21 protein-coding genes are annotated in these 24,411 nt (G+C 41.2%); 17 read left to right on the top strand and 4 right to left on the bottom strand.

The features are described from left to right. Window position 1 precedes the first annotated feature (1 nt). The 13 genes from nuoE to IAE19_RS11055 all read left to right on the top strand — a co-directional run bounded on the left by nuoE (window position 2) and on the right by IAE19_RS11055 (window position 17,399). Window positions 2-511, top strand: coding sequence for an NADH-quinone oxidoreductase subunit NuoE (gene nuoE / locus IAE19_RS10995; protein WP_200460975.1), 510 nt, complete (start codon window positions 2-4; stop codon window positions 509-511). After that, window positions 508-1,839, top strand: a complete 1,332-nt coding sequence (gene nuoF, locus IAE19_RS11000) for an NADH-quinone oxidoreductase subunit NuoF (protein ID WP_200460976.1) — start codon at window positions 508-510, stop codon at window positions 1,837-1,839. Before nuoE ends, nuoF begins: the two co-directional genes overlap by 4 nt. An 11-nt stretch (window positions 1,840-1,850) precedes the next feature. After that, on the top strand, window positions 1,851-4,532 hold the full coding sequence (gene nuoG / locus IAE19_RS11005; protein ID WP_200460977.1) for an NADH-quinone oxidoreductase subunit NuoG: 2,682 nt from the start codon (window positions 1,851-1,853) through the stop codon (window positions 4,530-4,532). 3 nt (window positions 4,533-4,535) lie between these two features. Then, a complete protein-coding gene (nuoH, locus tag IAE19_RS11010) occupies window positions 4,536-5,552 on the top strand; it encodes an NADH-quinone oxidoreductase subunit NuoH (RefSeq protein ID WP_200460978.1) in 1,017 nt (338 codons plus the stop codon). Between the two features lie 18 nt (window positions 5,553-5,570). Then, window positions 5,571-6,113 (top strand): NADH-quinone oxidoreductase subunit NuoI, encoded by a 543-nt coding sequence (gene nuoI / locus IAE19_RS11015; RefSeq protein WP_004987388.1) that lies wholly within the window; start codon window positions 5,571-5,573, stop codon window positions 6,111-6,113. Continuing rightward, window positions 6,113-6,628 carry an NADH-quinone oxidoreductase subunit J gene (nuoJ, locus tag IAE19_RS11020; RefSeq protein WP_200461062.1) on the top strand — a complete coding sequence of 172 codons (516 nt, stop codon included), beginning with the start codon at window positions 6,113-6,115 and terminating at the stop codon, window positions 6,626-6,628. The genes nuoI and nuoJ overlap by 1 nt, the downstream gene beginning before the upstream one ends. Before the next feature lie 2 nt (window positions 6,629-6,630). Next, on the top strand, window positions 6,631-6,939 hold the full coding sequence (nuoK, locus tag IAE19_RS11025) for an NADH-quinone oxidoreductase subunit NuoK (RefSeq protein WP_004987386.1): 309 nt from the start codon (window positions 6,631-6,633) through the stop codon (window positions 6,937-6,939). Continuing rightward, window positions 6,936-8,831, top strand: a complete 1,896-nt coding sequence (nuoL, locus tag IAE19_RS11030) for an NADH-quinone oxidoreductase subunit L (RefSeq protein WP_200460979.1) — start codon at window positions 6,936-6,938, stop codon at window positions 8,829-8,831. The genes nuoK and nuoL overlap by 4 nt, the downstream gene beginning before the upstream one ends. A 1-nt stretch (window position 8,832) precedes the next feature. Then, window positions 8,833-10,440 carry an NADH-quinone oxidoreductase subunit M gene (nuoM, locus tag IAE19_RS11035; RefSeq protein ID WP_200460980.1) on the top strand — a complete coding sequence of 536 codons (1,608 nt, stop codon included), beginning with the start codon at window positions 8,833-8,835 and terminating at the stop codon, window positions 10,438-10,440. A gap of 3 nt (window positions 10,441-10,443) precedes the next feature. Then, entirely contained in the window at window positions 10,444-11,940 is a 1,497-nt protein-coding gene (gene nuoN / locus IAE19_RS11040; protein WP_200460981.1) for an NADH-quinone oxidoreductase subunit NuoN, read from the top strand. A 106-nt stretch (window positions 11,941-12,046) separates the two neighbouring features. After that, window positions 12,047-12,682: a uracil phosphoribosyltransferase gene (gene upp, locus IAE19_RS11045; RefSeq protein ID WP_200460982.1), complete on the top strand. Its 636-nt coding sequence runs from the start codon at window positions 12,047-12,049 to the stop codon at window positions 12,680-12,682. A gap of 277 nt (window positions 12,683-12,959) precedes the next feature. Further along, entirely contained in the window at window positions 12,960-15,137 is a 2,178-nt protein-coding gene (locus tag IAE19_RS11050; RefSeq protein ID WP_200460983.1) for a TonB-dependent siderophore receptor, read from the top strand. A gap of 141 nt (window positions 15,138-15,278) precedes the next feature. Further along, on the top strand, window positions 15,279-17,399 hold the full coding sequence (locus tag IAE19_RS11055) for a TonB-dependent receptor (RefSeq protein ID WP_200460984.1): 2,121 nt from the start codon (window positions 15,279-15,281) through the stop codon (window positions 17,397-17,399). A gap of 62 nt (window positions 17,400-17,461) precedes the next feature. Here IAE19_RS11055 and gigC read toward each other — a convergent pair whose 3' ends face one another. After that, window positions 17,462-18,349 (bottom strand): LysR family transcriptional regulator, encoded by an 888-nt coding sequence (gigC, locus tag IAE19_RS11060; RefSeq protein ID WP_200460985.1) that lies wholly within the window; start codon window positions 18,347-18,349, stop codon window positions 17,462-17,464. 84 nt (window positions 18,350-18,433) lie between these two features. Here gigC and IAE19_RS11065 point away from each other — a divergent pair, with 84 nt between their 5' ends. Next, the gene (locus IAE19_RS11065; RefSeq protein WP_200460986.1) at window positions 18,434-19,195 is read left to right on the top strand and encodes a ferredoxin--NADP reductase; all 762 of its coding nucleotides are present in this window, start codon (window positions 18,434-18,436) and stop codon (window positions 19,193-19,195) included. A gap of 116 nt (window positions 19,196-19,311) precedes the next feature. Here the strand turns inward: IAE19_RS11065 and IAE19_RS11070 are convergent, their stop codons facing one another. Continuing rightward, the gene (locus IAE19_RS11070; RefSeq protein WP_200460987.1) at window positions 19,312-19,734 is read right to left on the bottom strand and encodes a hypothetical protein; all 423 of its coding nucleotides are present in this window, start codon (window positions 19,732-19,734) and stop codon (window positions 19,312-19,314) included. Between the two features lie 153 nt (window positions 19,735-19,887). Here IAE19_RS11070 and IAE19_RS11075 point away from each other — a divergent pair, with 153 nt between their 5' ends. From IAE19_RS11075 to IAE19_RS11085, 3 genes are all read left to right on the top strand, one after another. Further along, window positions 19,888-20,124 (top strand): hypothetical protein, encoded by a 237-nt coding sequence (locus IAE19_RS11075; protein WP_200460988.1) that lies wholly within the window; start codon window positions 19,888-19,890, stop codon window positions 20,122-20,124. A 225-nt stretch (window positions 20,125-20,349) separates the two neighbouring features. Further along, complete coding sequence (locus tag IAE19_RS11080; protein WP_200461063.1) at window positions 20,350-22,023, top strand: mechanosensitive ion channel; 1,674 nt, start codon at window positions 20,350-20,352, stop codon at window positions 22,021-22,023. A 101-nt stretch (window positions 22,024-22,124) separates the two neighbouring features. Further along, window positions 22,125-22,298, top strand: coding sequence for a hypothetical protein (locus IAE19_RS11085; RefSeq protein ID WP_200460989.1), 174 nt, complete (start codon window positions 22,125-22,127; stop codon window positions 22,296-22,298). 2 nt (window positions 22,299-22,300) lie between these two features. Here the strand turns inward: IAE19_RS11085 and IAE19_RS11090 are convergent, their stop codons facing one another. After that, window positions 22,301-23,497 (bottom strand): NAD(P)/FAD-dependent oxidoreductase, encoded by a 1,197-nt coding sequence (locus IAE19_RS11090; protein ID WP_200460990.1) that lies wholly within the window; start codon window positions 23,495-23,497, stop codon window positions 22,301-22,303. A 30-nt stretch (window positions 23,498-23,527) separates the two neighbouring features. Next, window positions 23,528-24,400 (bottom strand): 1-aminocyclopropane-1-carboxylate deaminase/D-cysteine desulfhydrase, encoded by an 873-nt coding sequence (locus tag IAE19_RS11095; RefSeq protein WP_200460991.1) that lies wholly within the window; start codon window positions 24,398-24,400, stop codon window positions 23,528-23,530. Between the last annotated feature and the right edge of the window lie 11 nt (window positions 24,401-24,411).

Here is a 24,411-nt window from a genome sequence, read left to right on the forward strand (position 1 = left end):
TATGATGATTTTGACTGATAAAAAGCCACGTGTGAATGTTGAAGGGATTTTGACTGCAGATGAAATCCATGAAATTGAACATCACATTCATCACTATCCTTACCCACGTGCGGCATCATTAGATGCACTTAAGTGTGTACAACGCCGTAATGGCTGGGTAGATGACGCTCAAATGAATGCAATAGCGCAGCTATTGACCATTAGTGTTGCGGATCTTGAAGGTGTAGCGACATTTTATAATCGTATTTACCGTCAACCCGTGGGGCGTCACGTAATTTTATTGTGTGATTCGATTGCCTGTTTCTTAATGGGTGCTGAAACTTTAGCTGAAGCATTTCAGCGCGAGCTTGGCATTCAATATGGTCAGACTACGCAAGATGGCCGTTTTACCTTATTGCCGATTTGCTGTTTAGGAAATTGTGACAAGGGTCCAACTTTAATGATTGATGAAGATACGCATGGTCTGGTTGAGGTATCTTCGGTCAAGCAGTTATTGGAGAAGTATGTATGAATACTGAACCAAAACCGATTTATGGCGAAGGTAATCCAGAAACTCATCCGCTGACTTGGCGTTTGAGCAAACAGGAACATGTACGCAATGCTGATGACTATGAAGCTTTAGAAGGGTATGCGGGCTTTAAAAAAGCTATTGAAATGAAACCTGCTGAAGTTCTGGAAGTCATTAAGGCGGCAACGGTAAAAGGTCGTGGTGGTGCAGGTTTCCCAGCAGGGATTAAATGGTCGTTGATGGCACCGAATGATGGTGGTCCGCGTTATTTAATCTGTAATGCTGATGAAATGGAACCAGGTACCTTCAAAGACCGCTTATTGATGGAACGTCTTCCGCACCAATTGATTGAAGGTATGTTAATCGCTGCTTATACCCTAGAGGCAACGCAAGGTTACATCTTTATTCGTGGTGAGTATATCGAAGCTGCCCAATACTTAAATGAGGCGTTGGAACAGGCTCGTGCTAAAGGTTATTTAGGTAACAATATTCTGGACACGGGTTGGAGCTTTGAGCTGTTTGTTCATACAGGTGCAGGACGTTATATTTGTGGTGAAGAAACTGCATTGATTAACTCACTGGAAGGACGTCGTGCCAATCCACGTACTAAACCACCATTTCCACAGGTTGCTGGGGCATGGGGGCGTCCAACGATTGTCAATAATGTTGAAACCTATAACAACTTACCTGCAATCATGTTGCGTGGTCCTGAATGGTATATCGGTTTATCTGCGGGGAAATCCAAAGATCCAGGCACCAAGATTTATGGCGCATCCGGTAAAGTTAAATTCCCAGGACTTTGGGAGTTACCATTTGGAACTACTGCACGTGAAGTGATTGAAGACTACGCGGGTGGTATGCGTGATGGTTTGAAACTCAAAGCATGGTTACCGGGCGGTGCATCAACTGATTTCTTGGCAGCAGAACATATTGATCTTCCGATGGATTCAGAAAGCATCATGAAAGCAGGTTCACGTTTAGGAACTTGTTTATTGATGGTGGTTGATGAAACCCAGTGTATGGTTTCAGCAGTGCGTAATTTAGAAGAATTCTTTGCGCGTGAATCGTGTGGCTGGTGTACACCATGCCGTGATGGTTTACCTTGGGCGGTCAAAGCACTGAAAGCACTTGAAAATGGTGAAGGTAAGATGGAAGACATTGAACATTTGTCTGAACTCACCAAAAAGTTGTGGATCGGTAAGACCTTCTGTGCTCACGCACCGGGTGCGATGGAGCCGCTAATGGGCGCACTCAAATATTTCCGTAGCGAGTTTGAAGCAAAAGTGACTAATCGTCCTGTTGCCCAAGCCAGCCACGTAGAACAAGTTTAAGGAATTCGACTATGGCTACAATTCATGTCGATGGAAAATCATATGAAGTCAATGGGTCAGAAAACTTGCTACAAGCATGTTTGTCCCTAGGCATCGACATCCCGTATTTTTGTTGGCACCCATCCTTAGGTTCTGTTGGTTCATGCCGTCAATGTGCGGTGACTCAGTATGCAAATGCTGAAGATACGCGTGGACGTCTGGTTATGTCATGTATGACGCCAGCGACTGACAATACCTTTATCTCAATTGAAGATAAGGAAGCGGTTGATTTTCGCGAGTCAGTGGTTGAGTTTTTAATGACGAACCACCCGCATGACTGCCCAGTCTGTGAAGAAGGTGGTCACTGTCATTTACAAGATATGACAGTGATGACGGGTCATGACCGTCGCCGCTACCGCTTTACTAAACGTACCCACTATAACCAAGAGTTAGGTTCGTTTATTGCACATGAAATGAACCGTTGTATCGCTTGCTATCGCTGTGTGCGTTATTACAAGGATTACGCAGGTGGTACAGACTTTGGTGTGTATGCGAATGCATCACGTGTTTACTTCGGTCGTCCAGAGTCTGGGACATTAGAATCTGAATTTTCAGGTAACTTGACTGAAGTTTGCCCAACAGGTGTGTTTACTGATAAAACGCACTCAGAGCGCTATAACCGTAAATGGGATATGCAGTACGCACCAAGTGTGTGTCAGGGCTGTTCTTCTGGTTGTAATATTTCTCCGGGTGAGCGTTATGGTGAATTGCGCCGCGTAGAAAACCGTTTTAATGGTGAAGTAAATCAATACTTCCTGTGTGACAAAGGCCGTTTTGGTACGGGCTATGTCAACCGTTCAGATCGTCCACGTCAACCACAGTTCCGTGTCGGTGAAGCGATAAGTTCTGTTTCAGTGGATCAGGCACTTGATGAAGTGATTGTGAAACTTCAGGGAAAAAAAGTACTGGGGATTGGTTCACCACGTGCTAGCCTTGAATCTAACTATGCGCTACGTGAGTTAGTTGGACAGGATAACTACTCAACAGGATTGTCACAAAAAGAACAGAATCTGGTTGAACTTGCTGCATCAATCATGCAAACCGAGGGTGTTTATAACCCGAACATGCGTGAAGTTGAAAGTTATGATGCGGTATTGATTCTAGGTGAAGATCTGACGCAAACTGCGCCACGTATGGCTCTATCTGTTCGTCAAGCAGCAAAAAATAAAGCCAAGCAAATGGCGGCAGATCGTCGTACTCCAGATTGGTTAGCAGAACCTGTACAACGTATTGGTCAGGATGAGAAATCTCCGATTTATATCCTTGCTGCGACTCAGACCCGTTTAGCCGATGTGGCGACAGGTGAAGTAGTTGCATCTCCAAACGACATTGCGCGTCTTGGGTTTGCAATTGCGGCTGCAGTTAAAGGTGAGACCATAAATGGTTTGGACGATGATGCTAAAGCCTTTGCTCAAAGCATTGCCGATAGCTTAAAAGCTGCGAAAAAACCATTAGTGATTTCTGGTACAAGCTTACAAGATCCAGCGATTATGGAAGCTGCTGCACAAGTTGCACAAAATTTGGGTAATGCTGGTTTAACACTAACCGTACCTGAAGTGAACTCAATGGGTCTGGCGCTGTTTGGTGGACAAAGTTTGGAACAAGCTTTTGCACAAGATTATGACACTGTCGTAATTGTGGAAAACGACTTATTCCGTCGTTTACCTGCGCTTCAGGTAAAAGCTGCACTTGCAAAAGCGGAAACTGTAATCGTATTAGACCACAGCGAAACTGAAACTGTGAAACAGGCAGATATCGTGCTTTCAGCAGCAAGCTTTGCTGAAGGTGATGGTACGGTAGTGAGTCAGGAAGGTCGTGCACAACGTTTCTATCAGGTTTATGATCCAAGTTATTACAATCCTGAATATGCGATTAAAGAATCATGGCGCTGGTTGCATGCCATTGAAACTGGATTAAATGGTAAAGTAATTAACTGGACTTTACTGGATGATGTCATTGAATCTGTTGTGAAAAATGTTCCTGTTTTAGAAGCTATTCAGGATGTTGCACCTGATGCAGGTTATCGTGTGCATGGTTTGAAAATTGCACGTGAACCACGTCGTTATTCAGGTCGTACTGCACTTCGCGCTCCAATTTCAGTGCATGAACCTAAACAACCTATCGACGTTGACTCTGCCTTAACATTCTCAATGGAAGGCTATGTCGGCCCACAAAAAGCATCGTCATTAGTACCGTTTGCATGGGCACCGGGTTGGAACTCGCCACAATCTTGGAATAAATATCAGGATGAAGTCGGGGGACATCTAAAAGGCGGTGATTCAGGTATTCGTTTATTTGATCGTTTACCAAAACGTCCTGCACGTAGCTTTGTTGCACCGGCAGTTGCACCAGTGAATCCTGAAAGCTTCCGCTTAGTACCCATGCATCATATTTTTGCATCGGGTGAATTCACGATTAAAACACCAGCCATGCAGTCTCGTATTCCAGAAGCAACTTTTGCTTTAGGTGAACAAGATGCAACACGTTTAAATCTGAAAGACGGTGAACGCATTTCAGTACAAGCAGGTGAAACTACAGTTAGCTTACCTGTACAGGTGATTGAATATTTACCAACGGGTTATATCGGTTATCCAATTGGTTTGGCACCTACAGTGTCATTGGCCGAACCTGTATCAGTCGCGGTAGGAGTGTAATTCATGCAACAAGAAATTATGCGTCAAACACCGCTTTGGGCTGAGAATTGGCCAATTGCTTATGCAGTGGTTCAAGCTATTGTGATTATGCTAGTAGTGGTGTTGATTGCGGCATTAATGTCATTTATTGAACGCCGTCTTTTGGCTCTCTGGCAGGACCGTTATGGACCTAACCGTGTTGGTCCAGGTGGGATGTTCCAAATTGTGGCAGACATGCTCAAGATCATGTTTAAGGAAGATTGGACACCTAAGTTTGCCGATAAACTGACTTTCCGTATGGCACCGGCAGTTGCAATGGCAACTGCGGTTTTATCATTTATGGTGATTCCAGTTAGCCCAACGCTAGGCGTTGCGGATATGAGCATTGGTCTATTGTTCTTTATGGCAATGGCAGGTATCGCAGTTTATGCGGTGCTTTTTGGTGGTTGGTCATCAAACAACAAATACTCCTTGCTTGGTGGTCTACGTTCTGCTGCTCAAACTATTTCTTATGAAGTGTTTTTGGGTATTTCCCTGATGGGTGTAGTGGCGATTGCAGGTTCATTTAATTTACGTGAAATCGTAGAAGCACAACGTGATGTATGGTTCATTATTCCTCAGTTTATTGGCTTTATGGTGTTTGTGGTTGCTGGTGTTGCGGTGACTCACCGTCATCCATTTGACCAGCCGGAAGCTGAACAGGAATTGGCTGAAGGTTATCATGTCGAATATGGTGGTATGAAGTGGGGGATGTTCTTCGTTGCAGAATACGTGAATATCGTGCTGATTTCTGCCTTGATTGTGACCTTATTCTTTGGTGGTTGGCTCGCGCCATTTAACCTTGAAATTCCGTTTGTTCCACCTGTGTTCTGGTTCATTATTAAAACAGCATTTTTTATGATGATGTTTATTTTGGCTCGTGGTTCGTTAATGCGTCCGCGTTATGACCAAGTGATGAACTTTGGTTGGAAAATTTGTTTGCCGCTGGCGTTAGTCAACTTACTCGTGACTGGTGCTGTGATTCTGATGAATCAGGCCTAAGACAGCAGGGAGTACAAAATGTATAAAGTTCTAGCTGGAGTTGGGTCAATCGTTCGTACTTTGTGGATGGTATTTACCCACATAACACGTAAACGTGACACAATTCTTTATCCTGAAGTCCCAGCAGAGGAAATTGTACCGCCTCGCTATCGTGGCCGTATTATTCTAACCCGTGATCCAGATGGTGAAGAACGCTGTGTAGCATGTAACCTGTGTGCGGTGGCTTGTCCAGTCGGTTGTATTTCATTACAAAAGGCAGAAAAAGAAGATGGTCGCTGGTATCCAGAATTTTTCCGTATCAACTTTTCGCGTTGCATTTTCTGTGGAATGTGTGAGGAAGCCTGCCCAACGACAGCCATTCAGCTTACTCCTGACTTTGAGTTAGGTGAGTACGTACGTCAGGACTTGGTTTATGAAAAAGAAAATCTACTGATTTCTGGGCCAGGCAAATATCCTGACTATAACTTCTACCGTGTTGCTGGTATGGCAATTGATGGTAAAGGTAAAGGTCAGGCGCAAAAAGAAAGTGCACCTATTGATGTACGGAGTTTATTACCATGATGTGGCCGTTTTATTTGATGGCTCTCGTGGCCATAGTTTCTACGATTCGCGTGGTGACCAATGCGAATCCAGTACATGCTTTACTTAGTCTGATTGTTTCACTCCTTGCAGTCGCTGGTATTTTCATGATTGTTGGCGCTCCATTTGCGGGTGCGCTTGAAATCATCGTTTATGCAGGTGCAATCATGGTCTTGTTTGTGTTTGTGGTAATGATGCTGAATTTAGGTCAGCATACCGTTGAACAGGAACGTAAATGGTTAAGCTCTGAAACATGGGCTGTTCCCGCACTCATGAGTTTCTTACTCGGTTTGATCTTGGTGTGGATGTTATCCAGTGATTACACAATACCAGGGCAAGTTATGGGACGTGAAGTGATCGGTCCAAAAGCAGTCGGTCAAGCACTTTTTACTCATTATTTATTATTGGTTGAAGTTGCCGCGATGTTATTGCTTGCAGCCTTGGTTGCAGCATTCCACTTAGGTAAACGTGAACCAAGTGCGGAAGGGGAACAATAACAATGGGCAATATCCCTTTAGAACATGGTTTGATTGTTGCAACCATTCTTTTTGCACTGGGCTTTTACGGTGTCATGGTGCGACGCAATCTTCTCTTTATGCTCATGAGCCTTGAGATCATGATGAATGCTGCTGCATTGGCATTTGTTTTGGCTGGTAGTGCATGGGCACAACCTGATGGTCAGATTATGTTTATTCTGATTTTGACCCTTGCTGCGGCAGAGGCGTGTATTGGTCTTGCGATCGTCCTTCAGTTTTACCATCGCTTCCATCATTTGGATGTGGATGCTGCTAGTGAGATGCGCGGATGAGTACTTTATATTTAACGATTCTTTTTCCGCTAATCGGTTTTATTCTTTTAGCGGCAGGGCGCGATAAGCTCTCTGAAAATGTAGCTGCGATTATTGGTGTGGGTTCTGTTGGACTCTCTGCATTATTTGCGTTAATTGCAGGGTTGGCATTTACTAGTAGTGGGCAACCTATTTTTGTTCAACATCTTTGGACGTGGTTTAATGTTGGTGGTTTTGCGCCTGGTATTACGCTGCATCTAGATGGTTTGTCATTACTTATGACAGGTATGATCACGGGTGTAGGTTTTCTGATCCACATCTTTGCTTCATGGTACATGCGTGGTGAAGAAGGTTACGCACGTTTCTTCTCGTATTTCAACCTGTTTGTTGCCAGCATGTTGGTGTTGGTTCTTGGTGATAATCTTGCATTATTATTTCTGGGTTGGGAAGGCGTAGGTCTGTGTTCATATCTATTGATTGGGTTTTATTATTCAAATCCAGATAATGGTTGGGCGGCTATTAAAGCATTTACCGTAACGCGTATTGGTGACGTATTTTTACTAATCGCATTATTTCTGCTTTATCAACAGTTTGGTACGTTAAATACTCAATACATCGTTGAAAATGCTGCAACGGTGATGACACAAAGTTCATCACTTTCGATTTGGACAGCGTTGATGTTGTTCTTGGGTGCCGCGGGTAAATCTGCACAGATTCCATTGCAAACATGGTTAGCAGATGCAATGGCAGGCCCAACACCTGTTTCAGCATTGATCCACGCTGCAACGATGGTAACAGCGGGTGTTTATTTGACAAGCCGTATGCATACAGTGATTGAAATGGCACCTGCGGTAATGCAGTTCATTTCAATTACAGGTGCAGTAACGTTGTTGGTAGCAGGTTTTGCAGCGCTGGTTCAAACCGATATCAAGCGTATTCTAGCTTACTCAACTATGAGTCAGTTGGGCTATATGTTTATGGCTGTGGGTGCAGAAGCTTATCAAGCGGGTCTGTTCCACATGTTGGCACATGCGTTCTTTAAAGCTTTATTATTCTTGTCATCTGGTGCGGTGATTCTGGCGTGTCATCACGAACAAAATATCTTCAAAATGGGTGGTTTACGTAAGAAGATTCCATTTGTATTCTGGTGTTTCGTGATCGGTGGTGGTGCGCTTGCGGCGCTCCCAATCGTGACAGTAGGTTTCTTCTCTAAAGATGCAATTCTAGGTGCAGTATATGCACAATCGACAATTGCAAACTTACCGCTTTACCATACGTTGTACTGGGTAGGTGTTGCTGGTGCCTTCTTAACGTCAATCTATACCTTCCGTTTAATCTGGGTGGTATTCTTTGGCGAAGAGAAAACAGAAGCGCATGCTATTCATGGCGTGACTTACTGGGGACCTTTGGCGATTCTTGCATTCTTATCAACTGGTTTTGGTTATTTCTTACAAGCTCCAGTATTGAAGCTATTAAGCAGCGCTAATATTCCTGCATTTATGATTCCAGAAAATTTGGAAGCTGCAGTTTCTCATGCTGAGCATTTGGCAAGCGGTGTCGCGATTGTAGGGTTAATTGTCGGTATCTTATTGTTTGTATTTGCTTATGCTGGGGTGAAATCTTTTGCTCAAACCAGTTTAGGTGCAGGATTGGCGCATATTTGCCGTACTGCATTTGGTTTCGATGCGCTGTATAACATCGTGTTTGTAAAACCTTATCTGTTTATTGCGAAACTTGTAGGTCGTGATCCAATTGATGGACTGTGGCTGGTGCTTCCTGCACTGGTGAAAGGTGGTAATAGCTTTACCAGTTCACGTCAAACGGGTTCATTGCGTGAATACGCATCCAGCATGTCGCTTGGTATAGTGGTACTGTTGATGATCCTTATCGTTATTCAAGTGGTGGGGAAATAAAATGGAAAACAATTTAATTTTACCCGCGCTGATTTTAATTCCTTTCATTGCTGGTTTTATTTGCTGGCTGGTCGATAAGCTTGATCAGCATTTACCGCGCTGGATTGCGTTAATTGGTATGTTAGTGACTTTGGGGTTGACGCTTGCATTGTGGCAAAGCGGCCAATTTCATTATGAACTAGGTGCTAGAGTTCCAACGTGGTCAGCGGAGTTTAATCTTCCTTGGATTCAAACTTTAGGGATTAACATTCACCTTGCTGTTGATGGACTTTCTCTGTTAATGGTGGGATTAACTGCATTGCTAGGTGTGTTAGCAGTCGGTTGTTCTTGGGGCGAAATCCAAAAAAATGTCGGGTTCTTCCACTTAAACCTATTGTGGTCATTAGGTGGGGTAATCGGGGTTTTCCTTGCGGTTGATTTGTTCCTATTCTTCTTCTTTTGGGAGATGATGCTGGTTCCAATCTACTTCCTGATCGCACTTTGGGGTCATAAAGGTTCAAATGGTCGTTCACGTGTCTACGCGGCAACCAAATTCTTCCTTTATACCCAGATTGCAGGTTTAATCATGCTGATTGGTATTCTGGGTCTTGTGGTTTATGGCTACATGATGACGGGTTCAATCGGATTTGATTATAACTACTTGCTTGCAGTTGCTAATACTCTTGATCAGCAAGCACCAGCTGTTGCTTATGCCTTTATGGTGTGTATGTTTATTGGTTTCGCGGTTAAGTTGCCAGTATTTCCATTACATGGCTGGTTACCCGATGCACATGCTCAAGCCCCTACAGCGGGTTCTGTCGATTTGGCAGGTATTTTGATTAAAACCGCTGCTTATGGTTTACTGCGCTTTGTGATTCCATTCTTCCCAGCGGCTTCTGCACAGTTTGCAGATATCGCGATTGTTTTTGGTTTGATTGGTATCTTCTATGGTGCGTGGTGTGCGTATCAGCAAACAGATATGAAACGTTTGCTTGCTTATACCTCTATTTCGCATATGGGCTTCGTACTTCTGGCAATCTATGCAGGTAATATCCTGACGTATCAGGGTCTTATGATCATGATGCTGGCACATGGCTTATCATCTGCGGCTTTATTCATTATGTCTGGTCAAGTGTATGAACGTTTGCATACGCGTGACTTGCGTTTGATGGGTGGTCTGCGCGGACAGCTTCAATATTTACCGTTCTTCCTGATGTGCTTTGTGGCTGCTTTGGTTGGTATCCCAGGACTTGGTAACTTTATTGGTGAATTCCTGATCCTTATGGGTTCATTCAACAAATATCCTGTATTCACGATCCTCGCTGCGGTTAGCCTTGTATTAGCAGGTTTATATGGTCTGATTTTAATTCACCGCGCATTGTTTGGTGAACCAAATCCTGAACAAAAACAGCATTATACTCAACCACTCAAAGATTTGAATTTGCGTGAATTGAGTATTCTAATGATCTGTTTGATTGGTTTAGTCTGGTTAGGTCTTTACCCTCAAACTTTCCTCGACATGTCTCACTCAAGCATGCAATGGTTAGCCAATAGCTATAGTCCTATACAACCTGCGGTTGATCTGACTCAGCAAGCAGCGACTCAGCTTAGTAATGTGGAGATCCAATAAATCATGAACTTCACAATGTCTTTTTCTCAGCTCATGCCTTTGGCACCTGTGATGATTGTGGCTTTGACTGCAGTTGTCGTGATGATCCTGATTGCAATTAAACGTAACCATAATTTAATTGCAACGGCTTCGGTGGTGGGTCTAAATCTTGCAGCAGCTTATATTCTCTTCACGATGTTTGGGGGGCATTTTGTGCCTTCCAATGTCATGGGAATGTTTATGGTAGATCCGTTTACGCTGATCTACCAATTACTCATTATTGTGGCTTCACTTGCATGTTGTACTTTGTCACATGCTTATATTGAAACCTACAAAGATAATCGCGAAGAACTCTATTTGTTGCTTCTGATTTCGGTATCAGGTGCAATGCTGATGGTTGCAAGTGCGCATTATGCTTCTTTCTTCATTAGTCTTGAGTTAATGTCGATTCCAGTTTATGGCATGCTTGCATACACTTATCAACGTAGTCGTTCACTAGAAGCAGGGGTGAAGTATCTTGTACTTTCGGCCACTGCATCTGCGATGCTATTGATGGGTATGGCATATATATATTCATATACAGGTTCATTGTCATTCTATGATTCTGTACAGGCACTATTTAATGCTATTCGCCAGCCAATGGTGATTTTAGGCCTGGCTCTGATTATCTTTGCTGTTGCATTCAAGCTTTCATTGGCACCATTTCATAAATGGACACCAGATGTTTATGCAGGTGCGCCAGCCCCTATGGCTACTTTTTTGGCATCCGCTGCCAAGGTAGCAACGATTGGTCTCTTTGTTCGTTATATGTTGACTTCAGGTGCAATCCTCGTTGATTCACTGGTTACGATTTTAACGGTTATTGCGGTACTATCGATTTTAGTGGGTAACTTGTTGGCTGTTCGTCAAGTAAATCTGAAGCGTATTTTGGGTTATTCATCCATTGCTCATTTTGGTTATTTGTTGATTGCGCTTATTAGCATGACCTATGCGAGTTTGGGTAGCGTTACCGTTTATGTTGTGACTTATGTATTGACGACAATTGGTGCGTTTGGTGCAGTTGCTTTGATGTCTAGCCCCTACAATAATGTTGATGAAGCAGAAAGTCTGGCTGACTATCGTGGTTTATTCTGGCGTCGTCCAGTATTAACCGCAACCTTAACTGTAATGATGTTGTCTTTGGCTGGTATTCCATTGACCGCTGGCTTCATTGGTAAATTTCTTGTCGTAATGGCTGCGGTAACCACCCAGCACTGGTTCCTTGCCGCGATGATTATCGTGGGTAGTGGTATTGGTCTGTATTATTACTTACGCGTTATGGTAGTCATGTATATGACGCCGCCAGATGTGCCACGTATCGATGCGGATAAGCATTGGGGCCAAAAAGTAGGTGGTATCATGGTCTTGGCTGCAGCTGCACTGGTCTTAATTATTGGTATCTATCCAGATCCAGTGATTAAACTGGCGTTAGAAGGCGAGATTTTATCTCCTTTACATTTTGTGTTATCTCAACAACACTAAGTTTAAGTTTTAACAAAAAAAGCCTCCATTCGTGGAGGTTTTTTAATTTTCGTGAGCAAAATTCTTTATAATATAAAAAGTTTAATGTTGTTTTAGGTGTTCTCCCGTGCCCATTCAAGAAATCCGTCATCCTCTGATTCGTCATAAACTTGGCTTATTGCGTCGTTCGGATATCAGCACAAAAAATTTTCGTGAACTTGCGCAAGAAGTTACGATGCTTCTGACCTATGAAGCGACGAAAGATTTACAACTGGTTGATCATGATGTTGATGGTTGGGCTGGTAAAGTAACAACTCAACGCATTGCGGGTAAAAAAATTACGATTGTTCCGATTTTACGTGCAGGTATTGGTATGCTAGAAGGCGTACTTAACCTGATTCCTAGTGCCAAAGTAAGTGTATTGGGACTAGAGCGTGATGAAGAAACTTTACAGGCGCGTACTTATTATAAAAAATTAGTTCCTGATGTCGCGAATCGTATTGCTATGATTATTGATCCAATGCTAGCGACTGGTAGTTCTTTAGTTGCAGCGATTGATGTCCTTAAAGCCAGTGGCTGTAAAGATATACGGGTTATGGTTCTCGTTGCTGCCCCTGAAGGCGTTAAAAAAGTGCAGGAATTGCATCCTGAAGTTGAAATTTATACGGCTTCTATTGATGAGGGTCTTAATGCCCAAGGTTATATTGTACCTGGGTTGGGAGATGCGGGAGATAAAATCTTTGGAAGTGTACAAAAAGATTAAAATCCTACTACGGGCCACCATTTTTGGTGGCTTTTTTATGTGAATAATGATGACCGTCACTATTATTTAATTGATGGGTATAAACTTTGTTGAAAGAGTTTTTTATAAAAATTAAAAAAACCTTAAATTTTTAATAAACATTCAGTGAAAATAACTATTTTTTGATCAAATTACATAAAAAAATACAATCACAATTGTGGAGATAATATGAATAATGTTAGTGATAATCGTTATTAATTGCTATAGTATTGCGCTAATTTTATACAGGGGTACTTAAATGTTTAATACTCAACCCAAAAAATTAGCACAAATAATTTCAGTCATGATGTTCATGGCAGCAAGCAGCAGTTTTCTTCATGCTGATGATGTTTTACCTATAATCAAACTGAAAGCCGAGGGGCAGGATCAACACGGTTATACGGTAAAAAAGACCAATGCTGCTACAAAAATGGATTTGGCACTTAAAGATACGCCACAGTCAGTAAGTGTAATTACTGCCGAGCAAATACAAGATCAACAACTAAAAGCACTGAGCGAAGTGCTAGATCAAACACCAGGTATTTATCAACAGCGTTATGGTGCTGCTGGCGCTGTAGGGACAGGTGGAGAATATGCAAGTTATTATGCACGAGGCTCCAAAGTAAATAATTTCTTGATTGATGGCGTGATTTCAACACCAGTAACAACGGGTCGAACAGGTATGTCGATGAGTACGCTGGATCCCTCGATTTATGAAAATGTTACTGTAGTAAAAGGTGCAACAGGATTAACTTCTGGAGTGGGATATCCAAGTGCATCAATTAATTTAAATAGAAAGCTTGCAACGTCAAAAGTATCTACAGGAAGTCTCAACTTAAGTACGTCTTCATTTGATGATAAATGGGCGGGTTTTCGTACAATTTTAGATGCTCAAACACCGTTAAATGAATCTGGAACAGTGCGTGGTCGCACAGTCATCTCTTATGATGACTACGATTCATTTATGAATTGGGGAGATTCTCATTCTGGATTATTCTATACCACTTTGGGAGCTGATTTAGACGCTAATACGACTCTAAACGTGGGTGCTTTATATCAACGAGCCAAATCTAAAGGTTTAAGTGTGCATGCATTTACCAATTATAGTAATGGTGTCTTGAGTACTCGTGATCGAGAAGATAACTCAGCAGCACGTTGGGCTTATGGGAATGTTGATACGATTAATGCATTTATTGAATTGGAACATCGCTTTGATAATGGCTGGAAAGTACAGGCTAACTATAATTATTTAACGCAGGATACTGATGCGGTTTATGCTGTTGTCGGTTCAAATCCAGGACGTACCGCAAATTATGCAGATAATACAGGTCGAGTGACGGCAGGTTACCAGAAACTTCATCCAGAGTTACATGGTCTGGATATTTCTGCGTCAGGGCCTTATCAGCTTTTGGGTCGTGAACAGCAGATGATGGTTGGTGTGAGCTATCAAAATGTGCAAGCAGATGACCCTTATTATGATCGAGCGATTGGCTCAGATTGGGTAAATCTGGATACGTGGAACGGTTATATTCCTGTTCCAGCAACGTTGTATAATACAACTGGAAAAACAAATACAACTGATATGTCGCAATATGGCTACTATGCGGCAACACGTTTAAATCCGACAGATAGATTGCACCTTATATTAGGTGTGCGTGGTTTAGGTTATGACTATAAAGAAACCACTGCCAGCGAATCGACAGCTGATTTTTCAAAAGATAAAGCTTCGCCTTACGCAGGGCTGACATTCGATTTGACCTCATATCTTACTGCCTATGTAAGTTACACCAATATTTTTATGCCCCAAGCTGAGCGAAATGCGGATTATTCGGTATTAGAGCCTGTTCAAGGGGATAGCTATGAAGGCGGTTTAAAAGCAGCCTTTTATGAGAATAAGCTAAATTTATCTGCTGCTTACTTTCAATCCAATCTCAAGGATTTTGCAAACTATGTAGGCAGTTTTGCTGATGGTCCCCATATTGGAGAAAGTATTTATGAGGGCGTAAAAGCCAAAACAGAAGGTTTTGAAATAGAGGCAAATGGGCAAATTCTTCCTCATTGGAACATCCAGACGGGTTACACCTATGCCAAAACCACATCGATTGGTCAAACTATCAATCGCGATTATCCAAAACAACAATTTAAACTTTATACAACTTACAATCTGCCAGTTCTTGATCAGAGGCTTAAACTGGGCGGGGGCATTAGATGGCAAAGTGAAATCGTAGATGCAACTTTATCTGGTGCTGCTTACGATGCAAATAGACAAGATTCTTTTGCAGTAATAGATTTGATGGCGAAATACCAAGTAACCCGTGATTTTGCTTTAGGTCTTAATGTTAATAACGTGGGCGATGAAGAATACCATCTGAATGTATCAAATGGAACTTATGGTGATCCACGTACCTACATTGTATCCTTGAATTATAAGTTCTAAAATAATTCAACTAGACAGCAGCAACTTTTTTACGTGCTGCTGTTTAGAAAAAAAGAAAAGATATTTTAATTCGTAATCATTTTTATTCTCATTTAGGATTTTATCTTATATAATTGCCCCCAATTTTTATGGGGAAATAACGTGAAAAAGAATATATTATTTTTGTCTCTTATCGCACTTCCAGCTTTTGCTTTTGCAGAAGAAAATGTTGTGCTGCCGACGATCACTGTTAAAGCGGATCAACAAGATAACTATGCTTCTGGAAAATTAAAGAAAAAATCTAATTTAGGAAGTTTGGGTGAAAAATCAACTATAGATACCCCATTCTCTGTAACGACATATTCGGACAAGTTAATTCAGGATCAACAAGCCTCGACTGTTTCAGAAGTACTTCGAAATGATCCAAGTATTCGTGAAACAACAAATGCTGGACACTTAAATGAAAATGTGCAGATTCGTGGTTTTTCTGTAGGCTTTGAGGATTATAACCTTAATGGTTTATTTGGAATGGCTCCGACAGGACGTATTCCAACAGATATCCTTGATTCTGTTTCTTTGCTTAAAGGCCCCAATGCATTGGTAGCAGGTATGGCACCAGCAGGGAGTGTGGGCGGAGTTGTAATGGCTCAGACTAAGCGTGCGAATAAAGACCTTACTCAAGTTTCAGCGATGTACGAAGATGGTGGTTATTATAAATCGGGTTTTGATGTAGCCCGCCGTTTTGGTGAAAATAAAGAATTTGGTGCTCGTGCCAGCGCATCTTATGGCCAAGGTGAACATATTATTGAGGGAATGGAAGATAAGAATGCTTCAGGTGTTATTGCCCTTGACTATACAACCGATAAGTTAAAAATTAATTTTGATGCTTATGCTTTACGTGACAAACGTGATAATGGTTCACCAGCCATGGTTTCTATGGGGACAATTAAACAAGTAATTGCCGCGCCAGCAGGGGATAGTAACTACTTTTCTAATATTCACGGTCAACAAAATAGTGAATACGTGGGATTATCAGGAGAGTATAAGTTTACCCCTAATTGGAAAGTTTTTGCTGGAACTGGGTATGCTGAAAAAGAATACGCGGGTCATCTTTTCGGTACACGTATGATTGTACAAAATGCGGCTACTGGTGATGCAACCTCACAGTACTATCGTGTAGGATCAAAGGAACATGATTTTGCTGCAAATACTGGTTTTGAAGGTAAATTTGAAACAGGTTTTATTAAGCATACATTAGGGCTACGTGCAGATTATTTATCTCGTGAGTACAGTCAGCATAAAGCTGCTACAAGCTCTAATTTCAATACTAATTTATATAATCCTAGTACGAATGGCATGATGCCATCTGCCTATCCAGTCATTGTACCTTACGCTGATAACACGTATGTTAGTTACACGCTGACGGATCAACTCTCTATGCTGGATGATAAATTGCAACTAATTTTAGGAGCACGTTATCAAGACATGGATATTAAAGCGTTAACCACAAATACTAAATACAGTGATGACAAAGTTTCACCAAGTGTTGGTATTGTAGTTAAACCTTTTGGAGAGAATTTTTCACTTTATGGTAGTTATGTAGAAGGATTGTCTCAAGGCAAAGATTTGTCAGACACTCTTTATGCAACAGATGTGAATTACAGAAAGACGTTTGCCCCTTTTCAGACTAAACAGTATGAATTTGGAGCGAAATATCAATTAGGTTCATGGTTAAATACTCTTGCATTGTATCAAATCGAAAAACCAGACCTGATGACAACTAAATTTGCGAGCGCTGATGCAAATGGAAAAACTCAAATTACGACAGATGATGCTGAAACGCGTAGTCGTGGTATTGAATGGTCTTTCTCAGGAAACATTATTGATGGTTTAAATGTAATTGGTAATTTAGCATATATTGATGCTGAATATAAAAAAGCTCTAACTAACCAAGGTAATACGATCTACGGCATCCCTAAATTTACAGCATCTCTAGGTTTGGATTATGCTATTCCTGTACTCGAAGGTGTAAATGTAAATACGCGTGTTACTCACGTGGGCGATCAATATTTAAACAGCACCAATACTCTTAAACTGCCTGACTATACGATCTTTGATTTGGGTGCAAGCTATAAAGTCAAAGTAGGCGGAGTAGATACCACATTTAGAGCAAATGTAGATAATATCGCGAATAAAAAGTATTGGGCGGGTGTGTTTAATGACAACTACGCTATTATTGGTGAAGCGCGAACTTATAAACTCGGCGTAACATTTGATTTCTAAATAATTATCGCAATAAAAAACTCTTCTTAATGAAGAGTTTTTTATTGCCTGATCTAGAACATTTAATTTACACGATTCTCACAAAACTGCATAAACGCCTTTAAACCTGGCCCCTGATATTTTTGACGATGCACCAAAACATGCAGCGGACGGGTTAACTCCCAGAAAGGAGTTTCTAAAATCACCAGTTGACCTTTCTCAATCAAAGGTTCAATGGCCAGTCGGGAAATACAAGACATACCCAAACCGCCTGCTACTATTTTTAAAATTGCTTCATTATGACCCAATGTCAAACGTATATTGGCATCAGGAACATCCTGCAAAATAGCATTATCAAACACTTCACGTGTACCTGAACCCTCTTCGCGTAAAATCCATTCTACGTTTAAAAAATCCTGAGGCGTTAAAGGCCGACCTAATTTCGCCAAGGGGTGTTCGGGTGAACAGCACACAGCAAGTTCATCATTACGCCAATGAATGCATTGTAGTTGGGGTAAATGACATGAACCTTCGATCAATGCCAGATCAAGCTGAAATTGATTCACTGCTTCAATCATCTGGCGTGTATTGCCTACTTGCAACTGTAAATGGGCCTGCGGATGAATTTGAAGAAAATCTGCCATTAGATCTGGTATTAAATAATCGCTGATGGTCAACGTTGCGCCTAAACGCAGATCTATACTTTGTAATTCACCTTTGGCGGCTTGTTCAAAAGCTTCACAACGACCCAAAATTTCCAAGGCCTGAGGAAGTAAAAACCGCCCTAAATCATTCAGTTGTAGACGTTTACCTAGACGATCAAATAGTGGAGCACCTAATCCATCTTCAAGATCGGCCAGTGCCATACTGGCAGCACTTTGAGTGAGACGTACTGCATCGCTGGCTTTTGTTACTGTTCCCTCTTGAGCGACTGCCACAAAGACAGCCAACTGACGTAATGTCATGCGCATGAATCAAGCCTTACCCTTGAAAAGTAGTCATAATTTCTGCTGTCATGCTAACATGAGCATACCCTGTCGTGCCATGTTGAAATTATGTCAATTGAGAAATTTAGCGTAGAGAGAGTTTTATCCGTACATCGTTGGGCTACCAATTTATTCAGTTTTACCATGACACGCCCAGCACATTTTAAGTTTACCGCTGGTCAGTTTGCCAGAATTGGATTAAAAGTCGGTGATGATTTAGTGGTACGTGCTTATTCTGTTGTGTCATCACCCTTTGATGAAACACTGGAGTTTTTTTCAATTGTTGTTCCAAATGGTGCATTTACGTCAAACCTGCAACATCTAAAAGTAGACGATGAACTTTATTTAGAAAAAATTCCCTATGGTTTTTTGACATTGGCCCGTTATCAATTACCTTTACCTCAAGATTTATGGCTATTAGCAACGGGTACAGGGCTGGCGCCTTTTCTTTCAATGTTGCAGGATTTTGCAACATGGCAAAATTATTCGCAGATTAATTTAGTCTATAGTGTTCGTACAGCTTCTGAACTGGCTTATGTTGATCGTATACACGAGATTGCTGCTAGTTTTGGCGAAGGGCATACTGGTTTTAAGTTTATTCCAGTCATTACCCGTGATCCTCATGCTGAGTTACATGAGCGTTTACCTGTCTTAATTGAAAATGGGGAACTGGAAAAAGTCATTGGATATTCGCTGAATCCTGCAACGAGTCATGTCATGCTTTGTGGTAATCCTCAAATGGTCGAAGATACTAAAGAAGCATTAAAACGTCGTGGTTTAAGTATGAATCGCCGTGGCGAAGGCAATATTGCAGTCGAAAATTATTGGTAATGAGGGGTGACTAAAACAGCACAAGGGTGACTAAGGTACTGTAAAAATTGTACAAAATAAAAAATTTATTGATGATTTAAGATAACTCAGAACCCAATGCACTCAAGAATATGGTTTTAATGCACAAACATATCCATGAATTCACGTAGTTCCTGAATTGCTGTATCTAGATCCGTATTGAGCCATGTGGGCTCAAAAAAACCTGCGTAATGTTCAAGACGTTCTTGGGGAACAACTAGACGAATTGGACATTCTTCTTCCAGTAATCGCCATGGCAGAATCGGAACTTCATTGTCCAGAAATGAATTAACGTTGCGAATATCAATGATCATAGCATTGATACAATCTGGAAAGGGCATCACTGAAAATTCTTCAGTGCGACGTCTAAAGTATTCCAGATCACCCCATTTCAGGCTATAGCTGGATTTATTAAAATTAATGATGCCGATCAGATGCTCATCACGAGTGTAATGTAAAGAACATTCATGTGTGACGTCAGTGTCTAAATCCAGAGTAACATTTTGCTGACGATACGACATAAAGACCTAAGTAAAAAAATGGGTGGGCTATTATAGCCCACTTTTATATACAACGCAGAAACAAAGAACACGATAGCGCTATGCTTTGTCACACAATGCTACATAAGTGCTTGTTATGATAAGAAACATGGAAAATAAAAAGAGGGGAATCCAATGACACATGATTTCAATAAACCATCACCACATACATCAACGCCGGAAGAAACTGAAAAGAAACGCCGTTTACCTGTTTATATATTGGCGATTGTCGGTATTTTTCTGATAGCACTTATTGTGTATATGGTGGCGGATCAAAAGCCAGATGCGAGTGATGCACCGCCTAACCATCCAAATCCAAATGCAGAGCCTGCGACACCGAACAATTCGACAGCAAATAGTCATGAGTCTTAATGTGCTATTTATTCAAGTTTTTAAGAAGCCATCCAATTACATTGGATGGCTTCTTTGCAATCTTTTGCATCATTTTTGTAGTAGTTCTTATATTGCACCTTGAATAAAAAATAAGCACAAAATATGGTGATAAATATCACAAATGAGATCAATTCCTAAAACTATTTCATTTTACTGCTTAGCTTAATTAAGCCGTGAAAAATATAACAAGAGGGCATGACACATATGAATGATTACTTTGGAAATGGGCCTACTCAAGCCCATTATGGATTTATGTACTATTGGGATATGTTTCAGCCCATTATCGCTGCGATTGCAGTATTTATTATTGGTTGGATTTTGGCGCTGATTATCGCTGCTGGCATCAAAAAATTATTAAATTTAATCGGAACCAATCGTCATTTATCTTCAGCAACAGGTAAAGCACCAGATTTTGAATCGATCATTTCAAGGTTTGTATTTTGGTTTGTTCTGATTATTGCGCTCATTGCTGCTTTAAATGTCCTAAATATTTATAGTGTTAGTGGTCCATTTAGCGCCATGATCACTCAAGTATTAGTTTTTGTTCCAAATATCATTGCTGCGGCTGTGGTTGCTTTTGTTGGTTGGATATTGGCGCGTTTGGTACGGGCTGGACTGTCCAAAGTATTATCAAAAACTCAACTGGATGAAAAATTAAGTACAGAGGTTGGAGTACGACCACTCAGTGAAAACATTGCAGATATTGTGTATTGGTTGATTCTGCTTTTATTTTTGCCAATTGTCCTTTCGATTTTAGGTCTTTCAGGGCTACTGTTACCTGTACAAGCGATGGTGGCTGACGTTGTTGGGTATCTTCCAAATATCTTTATTGCAGGCGTTATTATTTTTGTCGGTTATATTCTGGCAAAAATTGTACGTGGCATTATTGAAGGTTTGGTTAATAGTGTGGGACTACAAGCACAAGCTGAGAAAATTGGCCTGTTTAAAAACAGTAATGTGAGTAATGTATTCGGTTCATTGGTCTTTGCTTTAATCTTCATTACAGCATTAATTATTGCTTTTGAAGCATTGGGAATCGAATCGATTTCGCAACCTGCGACTTCAATGCTTAATGAAATCATGTTTGCAATTCCCAACATTATTGCAGCTGGTTTGATTCTTATTATTGCCTACGTGGTATCTCGATTTGTCGCAAAGCTGGTTGAAGATATTCTGGCAGGCACAGGAGTGGATGAAGTTCCAGCAAAATTCGATTTACAGCGTTTTTTGGGAACGACTAAAATCTCACACGTGGTTGGTGTATTAATTGTTTTCTTTACCATGCTGTTTGCTGTTGCAGAAGCAGCGAATCGTCTAGGTTTTGATCAGATTAGTCATTTAATAGCTATCTTTATTGCATTTGGCGCCAATATCCTGTTGGGTGCAGTGATTCTGGTGATTGGTTTCTGGTTAGCTAATATCGTGGCAAATGTGGTGCAACGTGGAGAATATAACAGCTCACGTTGGTTAGGGAATCTGGTTCGTATCCTGATTATGGGACTCGTTTTAGCAATGGGTTTACGTGCGATGGGCATTGCCGATTCAATCGTCAATTTGGCTTTTGGTTTAACATTGGGCTCTGTTGCCGTGGCTTTTGCTCTAGCCTTTGGTTTGGGCGGTCGTCAACCAGCAGAACGTGTACTGACTGACTTAATTGATAAAGCCAAAGCGGAAGGAAATAAGCCAAATCCAATCGCCAAAACACAATCGGCGGTTGTGGTTGAAACCCCCGTGACTCCGCAAGAAGCAGCCACCGATCATAATGTGCCGACAACCTTTGATGTCGATCCAGCTCATAAACCGTTAAATAATCCATATGGTTCTAAAGGTGAGGGGGAGGATGATCTAACTCCAAAACCCGACGATCTGCCTAAATAAACTTTGATTTTTGAATCAGAATCGGCCACTCTATCCAGAGTGGTCGTTTCTTTAATGACTGGTAAAATGAATGACTCATAAAAATAATAGAGGAGTGCAATATGCAAAAGCAGCCCAATCGTTTTATCGCACCGATTGTTATTGCGGGAATAACCGTAGGCTTTTTAGTGAGTGCCTATAAGTTTGTATTTGCCAAGCCGAAATCTGAACAGACAGAGCAAACAGGAGAAGAAACGGCTTCTATTAAAGACGAGCAAATAGATGCAGCCCCTTAGACTTATACGTATTGTGCAGCAGCATAGGCAGATGACCAGGCCCACTGGAAATTATAGCCCCCCAAATGCCCAGTGACATCCAGAATCTCACCAATAAAATAAAGTCCTTCTACACGTTGGCTTTGCATGGTTTTGGATGAGATTTCGGCTGTATCGACTCCTCCTAAAGTGACTTCAGCGGTACGATAACCTTCTGTGCCTGATGGTTTAACTGTAAAGCCATGTAACTGTTCGGCGATTTGCTCTAAGGTTGTATCACTGAGTTGACTGATTGCAGTTTCTGCATAGTTTGGCCAAATTAATTGTTGAAGTTCCTGCACAATACTTTTTGCCGTAAATTCTGAAACTAACGTGCGTAATAATACTTTAGGTTGTTGCTGTTTTTTCTGTTTAAAATAATCAGCTAAATTTTGCGTAGGAAAAAAGTTGATTTCAAAACACTCACCAGCTTGCCAATAATTTGAAAGCTGTAAAGAGCTCGGACCACTTAAACCGCGATGAGTAAAGAGTAAAGCTTCGGTAAAACTATTTTGATGATTTGATAGTGTGGCTTCAAGTGCATTCCCACTTAAGCGAGTGGTGACCTCTTTGAATTGATCAGAAAAGGTAAAAGGAACCAGTCCTGCGCGAGTCGCAAAAACTTGATGACCAAATTGTTTTGCCAGTTCATAGCCAATACCAGAACCACCCAGAGTAGGAATTGAAAGACCACCTGATGCAACGACTAGAGATTCGCAGGTAAAAGTGCCGAGTATGGAATTGACTTCAAAATATTGATTGTGCAATTGCTTGACTGTTTTTACTTCACAATCTGTTTTTATGGTCACTTGCTTGGTTTTTTCACACTCAGCCAGAAGCATATTTAAAATATCTTTTGAGCCATTTAAGGTAAAAAGTTGCCCATGCTTTCGCTCTTCATAAGCGATCCCATAGTCACCTACCAATCCAATAAAATCCCAGTTGCTATAACGCGATAGGGCCGAGATTACAAAATGTGGATTATGTGAAATAAAATTTTCAGGCTCGACATATAAGTTAGTAAAATTACATTTACCACCACCAGACATCAGAATTTTTTTACCCACTTTATTGGCTTTTTCGACCACTAAAACCTTGCGTCCACGCCGTGCAGCCTGCGCGGCCAGCATCAGTCCAGACGCACCTGCGCCTAAAACAATGACATCATACTGCATGGACATAAACATACTCAGCGATATAAAAGCGCGACATTATAAAAGATTTTGTCTGCCCTGTAATCCACCACTATGAATCACTAAAATTCGGGTATTAGCAGCAAAATGTCCCTGTTCAATTAATTCAAAAACACCAAAGAGCATTTTCCCCGTATAAATTGGTTCTAAAGGAATCTGATACGTTTTTTCAAAAGATTGAATAAAGTCAAGCAATTGAATTGAAGTCTTGGCATATCCTCCAAAACAATAATCCTCCAGAATATTCCAATTCATTTTGTGTGTGAGACTGGCAACCTGTTGTTGTAAAAAATCACCTTTCAGTGCAGAAAAACCCAATATGGTTTGATGAGCATCACTTGCTTCAATAAGCCCTGTAATTGTTCCGCCTGTACCCACAGCGCAACAAATCACATCATAATTTTGACGATCTTTCGCAGTCAAAATCTCTTTGCAACCCTGAATGGCAAGGGCATTGGTTCCTCCTTCAGGAATAATATAAGCCGTTGGGAAATGTCGCCGTAATTTATCAATAAAATCTGATTGCTCTTTATTGCGATACTCCTGCCGATTGATAAATTGCAATTGCATCCCAAACTGACAGGCAGTCGCCAGGGTTGGATTTAGGGTTTGATGAGCAAGTTCTTCACCACGAATAATTCCAATACTTTTAAAGCCAAAATAATGGGCTGCATAAGCAGTTGCAGCAATATGATTGGAAAATGCACCCCCAAAGGTAATGATAGTATCCAACCCAAGCTCTTTTGCATGCTGTAAGTTACATTTCAGTTTATAAAATTTATTGCCTGAAATTTGTGGATGGATGAGATCTAGACGTTTGATATCCAGTTTTATAGCGTTGTAATCGATTAGATTTTGATAAGAAATAGGATGGGCAAGGGAATCAAACATATTAAAAATGA

Origin of the sequence: Acinetobacter sp. S40 (assembly GCF_016624705.1) — a bacterium.
Lineage (GTDB): Bacteria > Pseudomonadota > Gammaproteobacteria > Pseudomonadales > Moraxellaceae > Acinetobacter.

Excerpts from the sequence above, each read along its gene's own strand:
- nuoE (WP_200460975.1), top strand. The coding sequence starts at position 2 with ATGATGATTTTGACTGATAAAAAGCCACGTGTGAATGTTGAAGGGATT.
- nuoF (WP_200460976.1), top strand. The coding sequence starts at position 508 with ATGAATACTGAACCAAAACCGATTTATGGCGAAGGTAATCCAGAAACT.
- nuoG (WP_200460977.1), top strand. The coding sequence starts at position 1,851 with ATGGCTACAATTCATGTCGATGGAAAATCATATGAAGTCAATGGGTCA.
- nuoH (WP_200460978.1), top strand. The coding sequence starts at position 4,536 with ATGCAACAAGAAATTATGCGTCAAACACCGCTTTGGGCTGAGAATTGG.
- nuoI (WP_004987388.1), top strand. The coding sequence starts at position 5,571 with ATGTATAAAGTTCTAGCTGGAGTTGGGTCAATCGTTCGTACTTTGTGG.
- nuoJ (WP_200461062.1), top strand. The coding sequence starts at position 6,113 with ATGTGGCCGTTTTATTTGATGGCTCTCGTGGCCATAGTTTCTACGATT.
- nuoK (WP_004987386.1), top strand. The coding sequence starts at position 6,631 with ATGGGCAATATCCCTTTAGAACATGGTTTGATTGTTGCAACCATTCTT.
- nuoL (WP_200460979.1), top strand. The coding sequence starts at position 6,936 with ATGAGTACTTTATATTTAACGATTCTTTTTCCGCTAATCGGTTTTATT.
- nuoM (WP_200460980.1), top strand. The coding sequence starts at position 8,833 with ATGGAAAACAATTTAATTTTACCCGCGCTGATTTTAATTCCTTTCATT.
- nuoN (WP_200460981.1), top strand. The coding sequence starts at position 10,444 with ATGAACTTCACAATGTCTTTTTCTCAGCTCATGCCTTTGGCACCTGTG.
- IAE19_RS11050 (WP_200460983.1), top strand. The coding sequence starts at position 12,960 with ATGTTTAATACTCAACCCAAAAAATTAGCACAAATAATTTCAGTCATG.
- gigC (WP_200460985.1), bottom strand. The coding sequence starts at position 18,349 with ATGCGCATGACATTACGTCAGTTGGCTGTCTTTGTGGCAGTCGCTCAA.
- IAE19_RS11065 (WP_200460986.1), top strand. The coding sequence starts at position 18,434 with ATGTCAATTGAGAAATTTAGCGTAGAGAGAGTTTTATCCGTACATCGT.
- IAE19_RS11070 (WP_200460987.1), bottom strand. The coding sequence starts at position 19,734 with ATGTCGTATCGTCAGCAAAATGTTACTCTGGATTTAGACACTGACGTC.
- IAE19_RS11075 (WP_200460988.1), top strand. The coding sequence starts at position 19,888 with ATGACACATGATTTCAATAAACCATCACCACATACATCAACGCCGGAA.
- IAE19_RS11080 (WP_200461063.1), top strand. The coding sequence starts at position 20,350 with ATGAATGATTACTTTGGAAATGGGCCTACTCAAGCCCATTATGGATTT.
- IAE19_RS11085 (WP_200460989.1), top strand. The coding sequence starts at position 22,125 with ATGCAAAAGCAGCCCAATCGTTTTATCGCACCGATTGTTATTGCGGGA.
- IAE19_RS11090 (WP_200460990.1), bottom strand. The coding sequence starts at position 23,497 with ATGTCCATGCAGTATGATGTCATTGTTTTAGGCGCAGGTGCGTCTGGA.
- IAE19_RS11095 (WP_200460991.1), bottom strand. The coding sequence starts at position 24,400 with ATGTTTGATTCCCTTGCCCATCCTATTTCTTATCAAAATCTAATCGAT.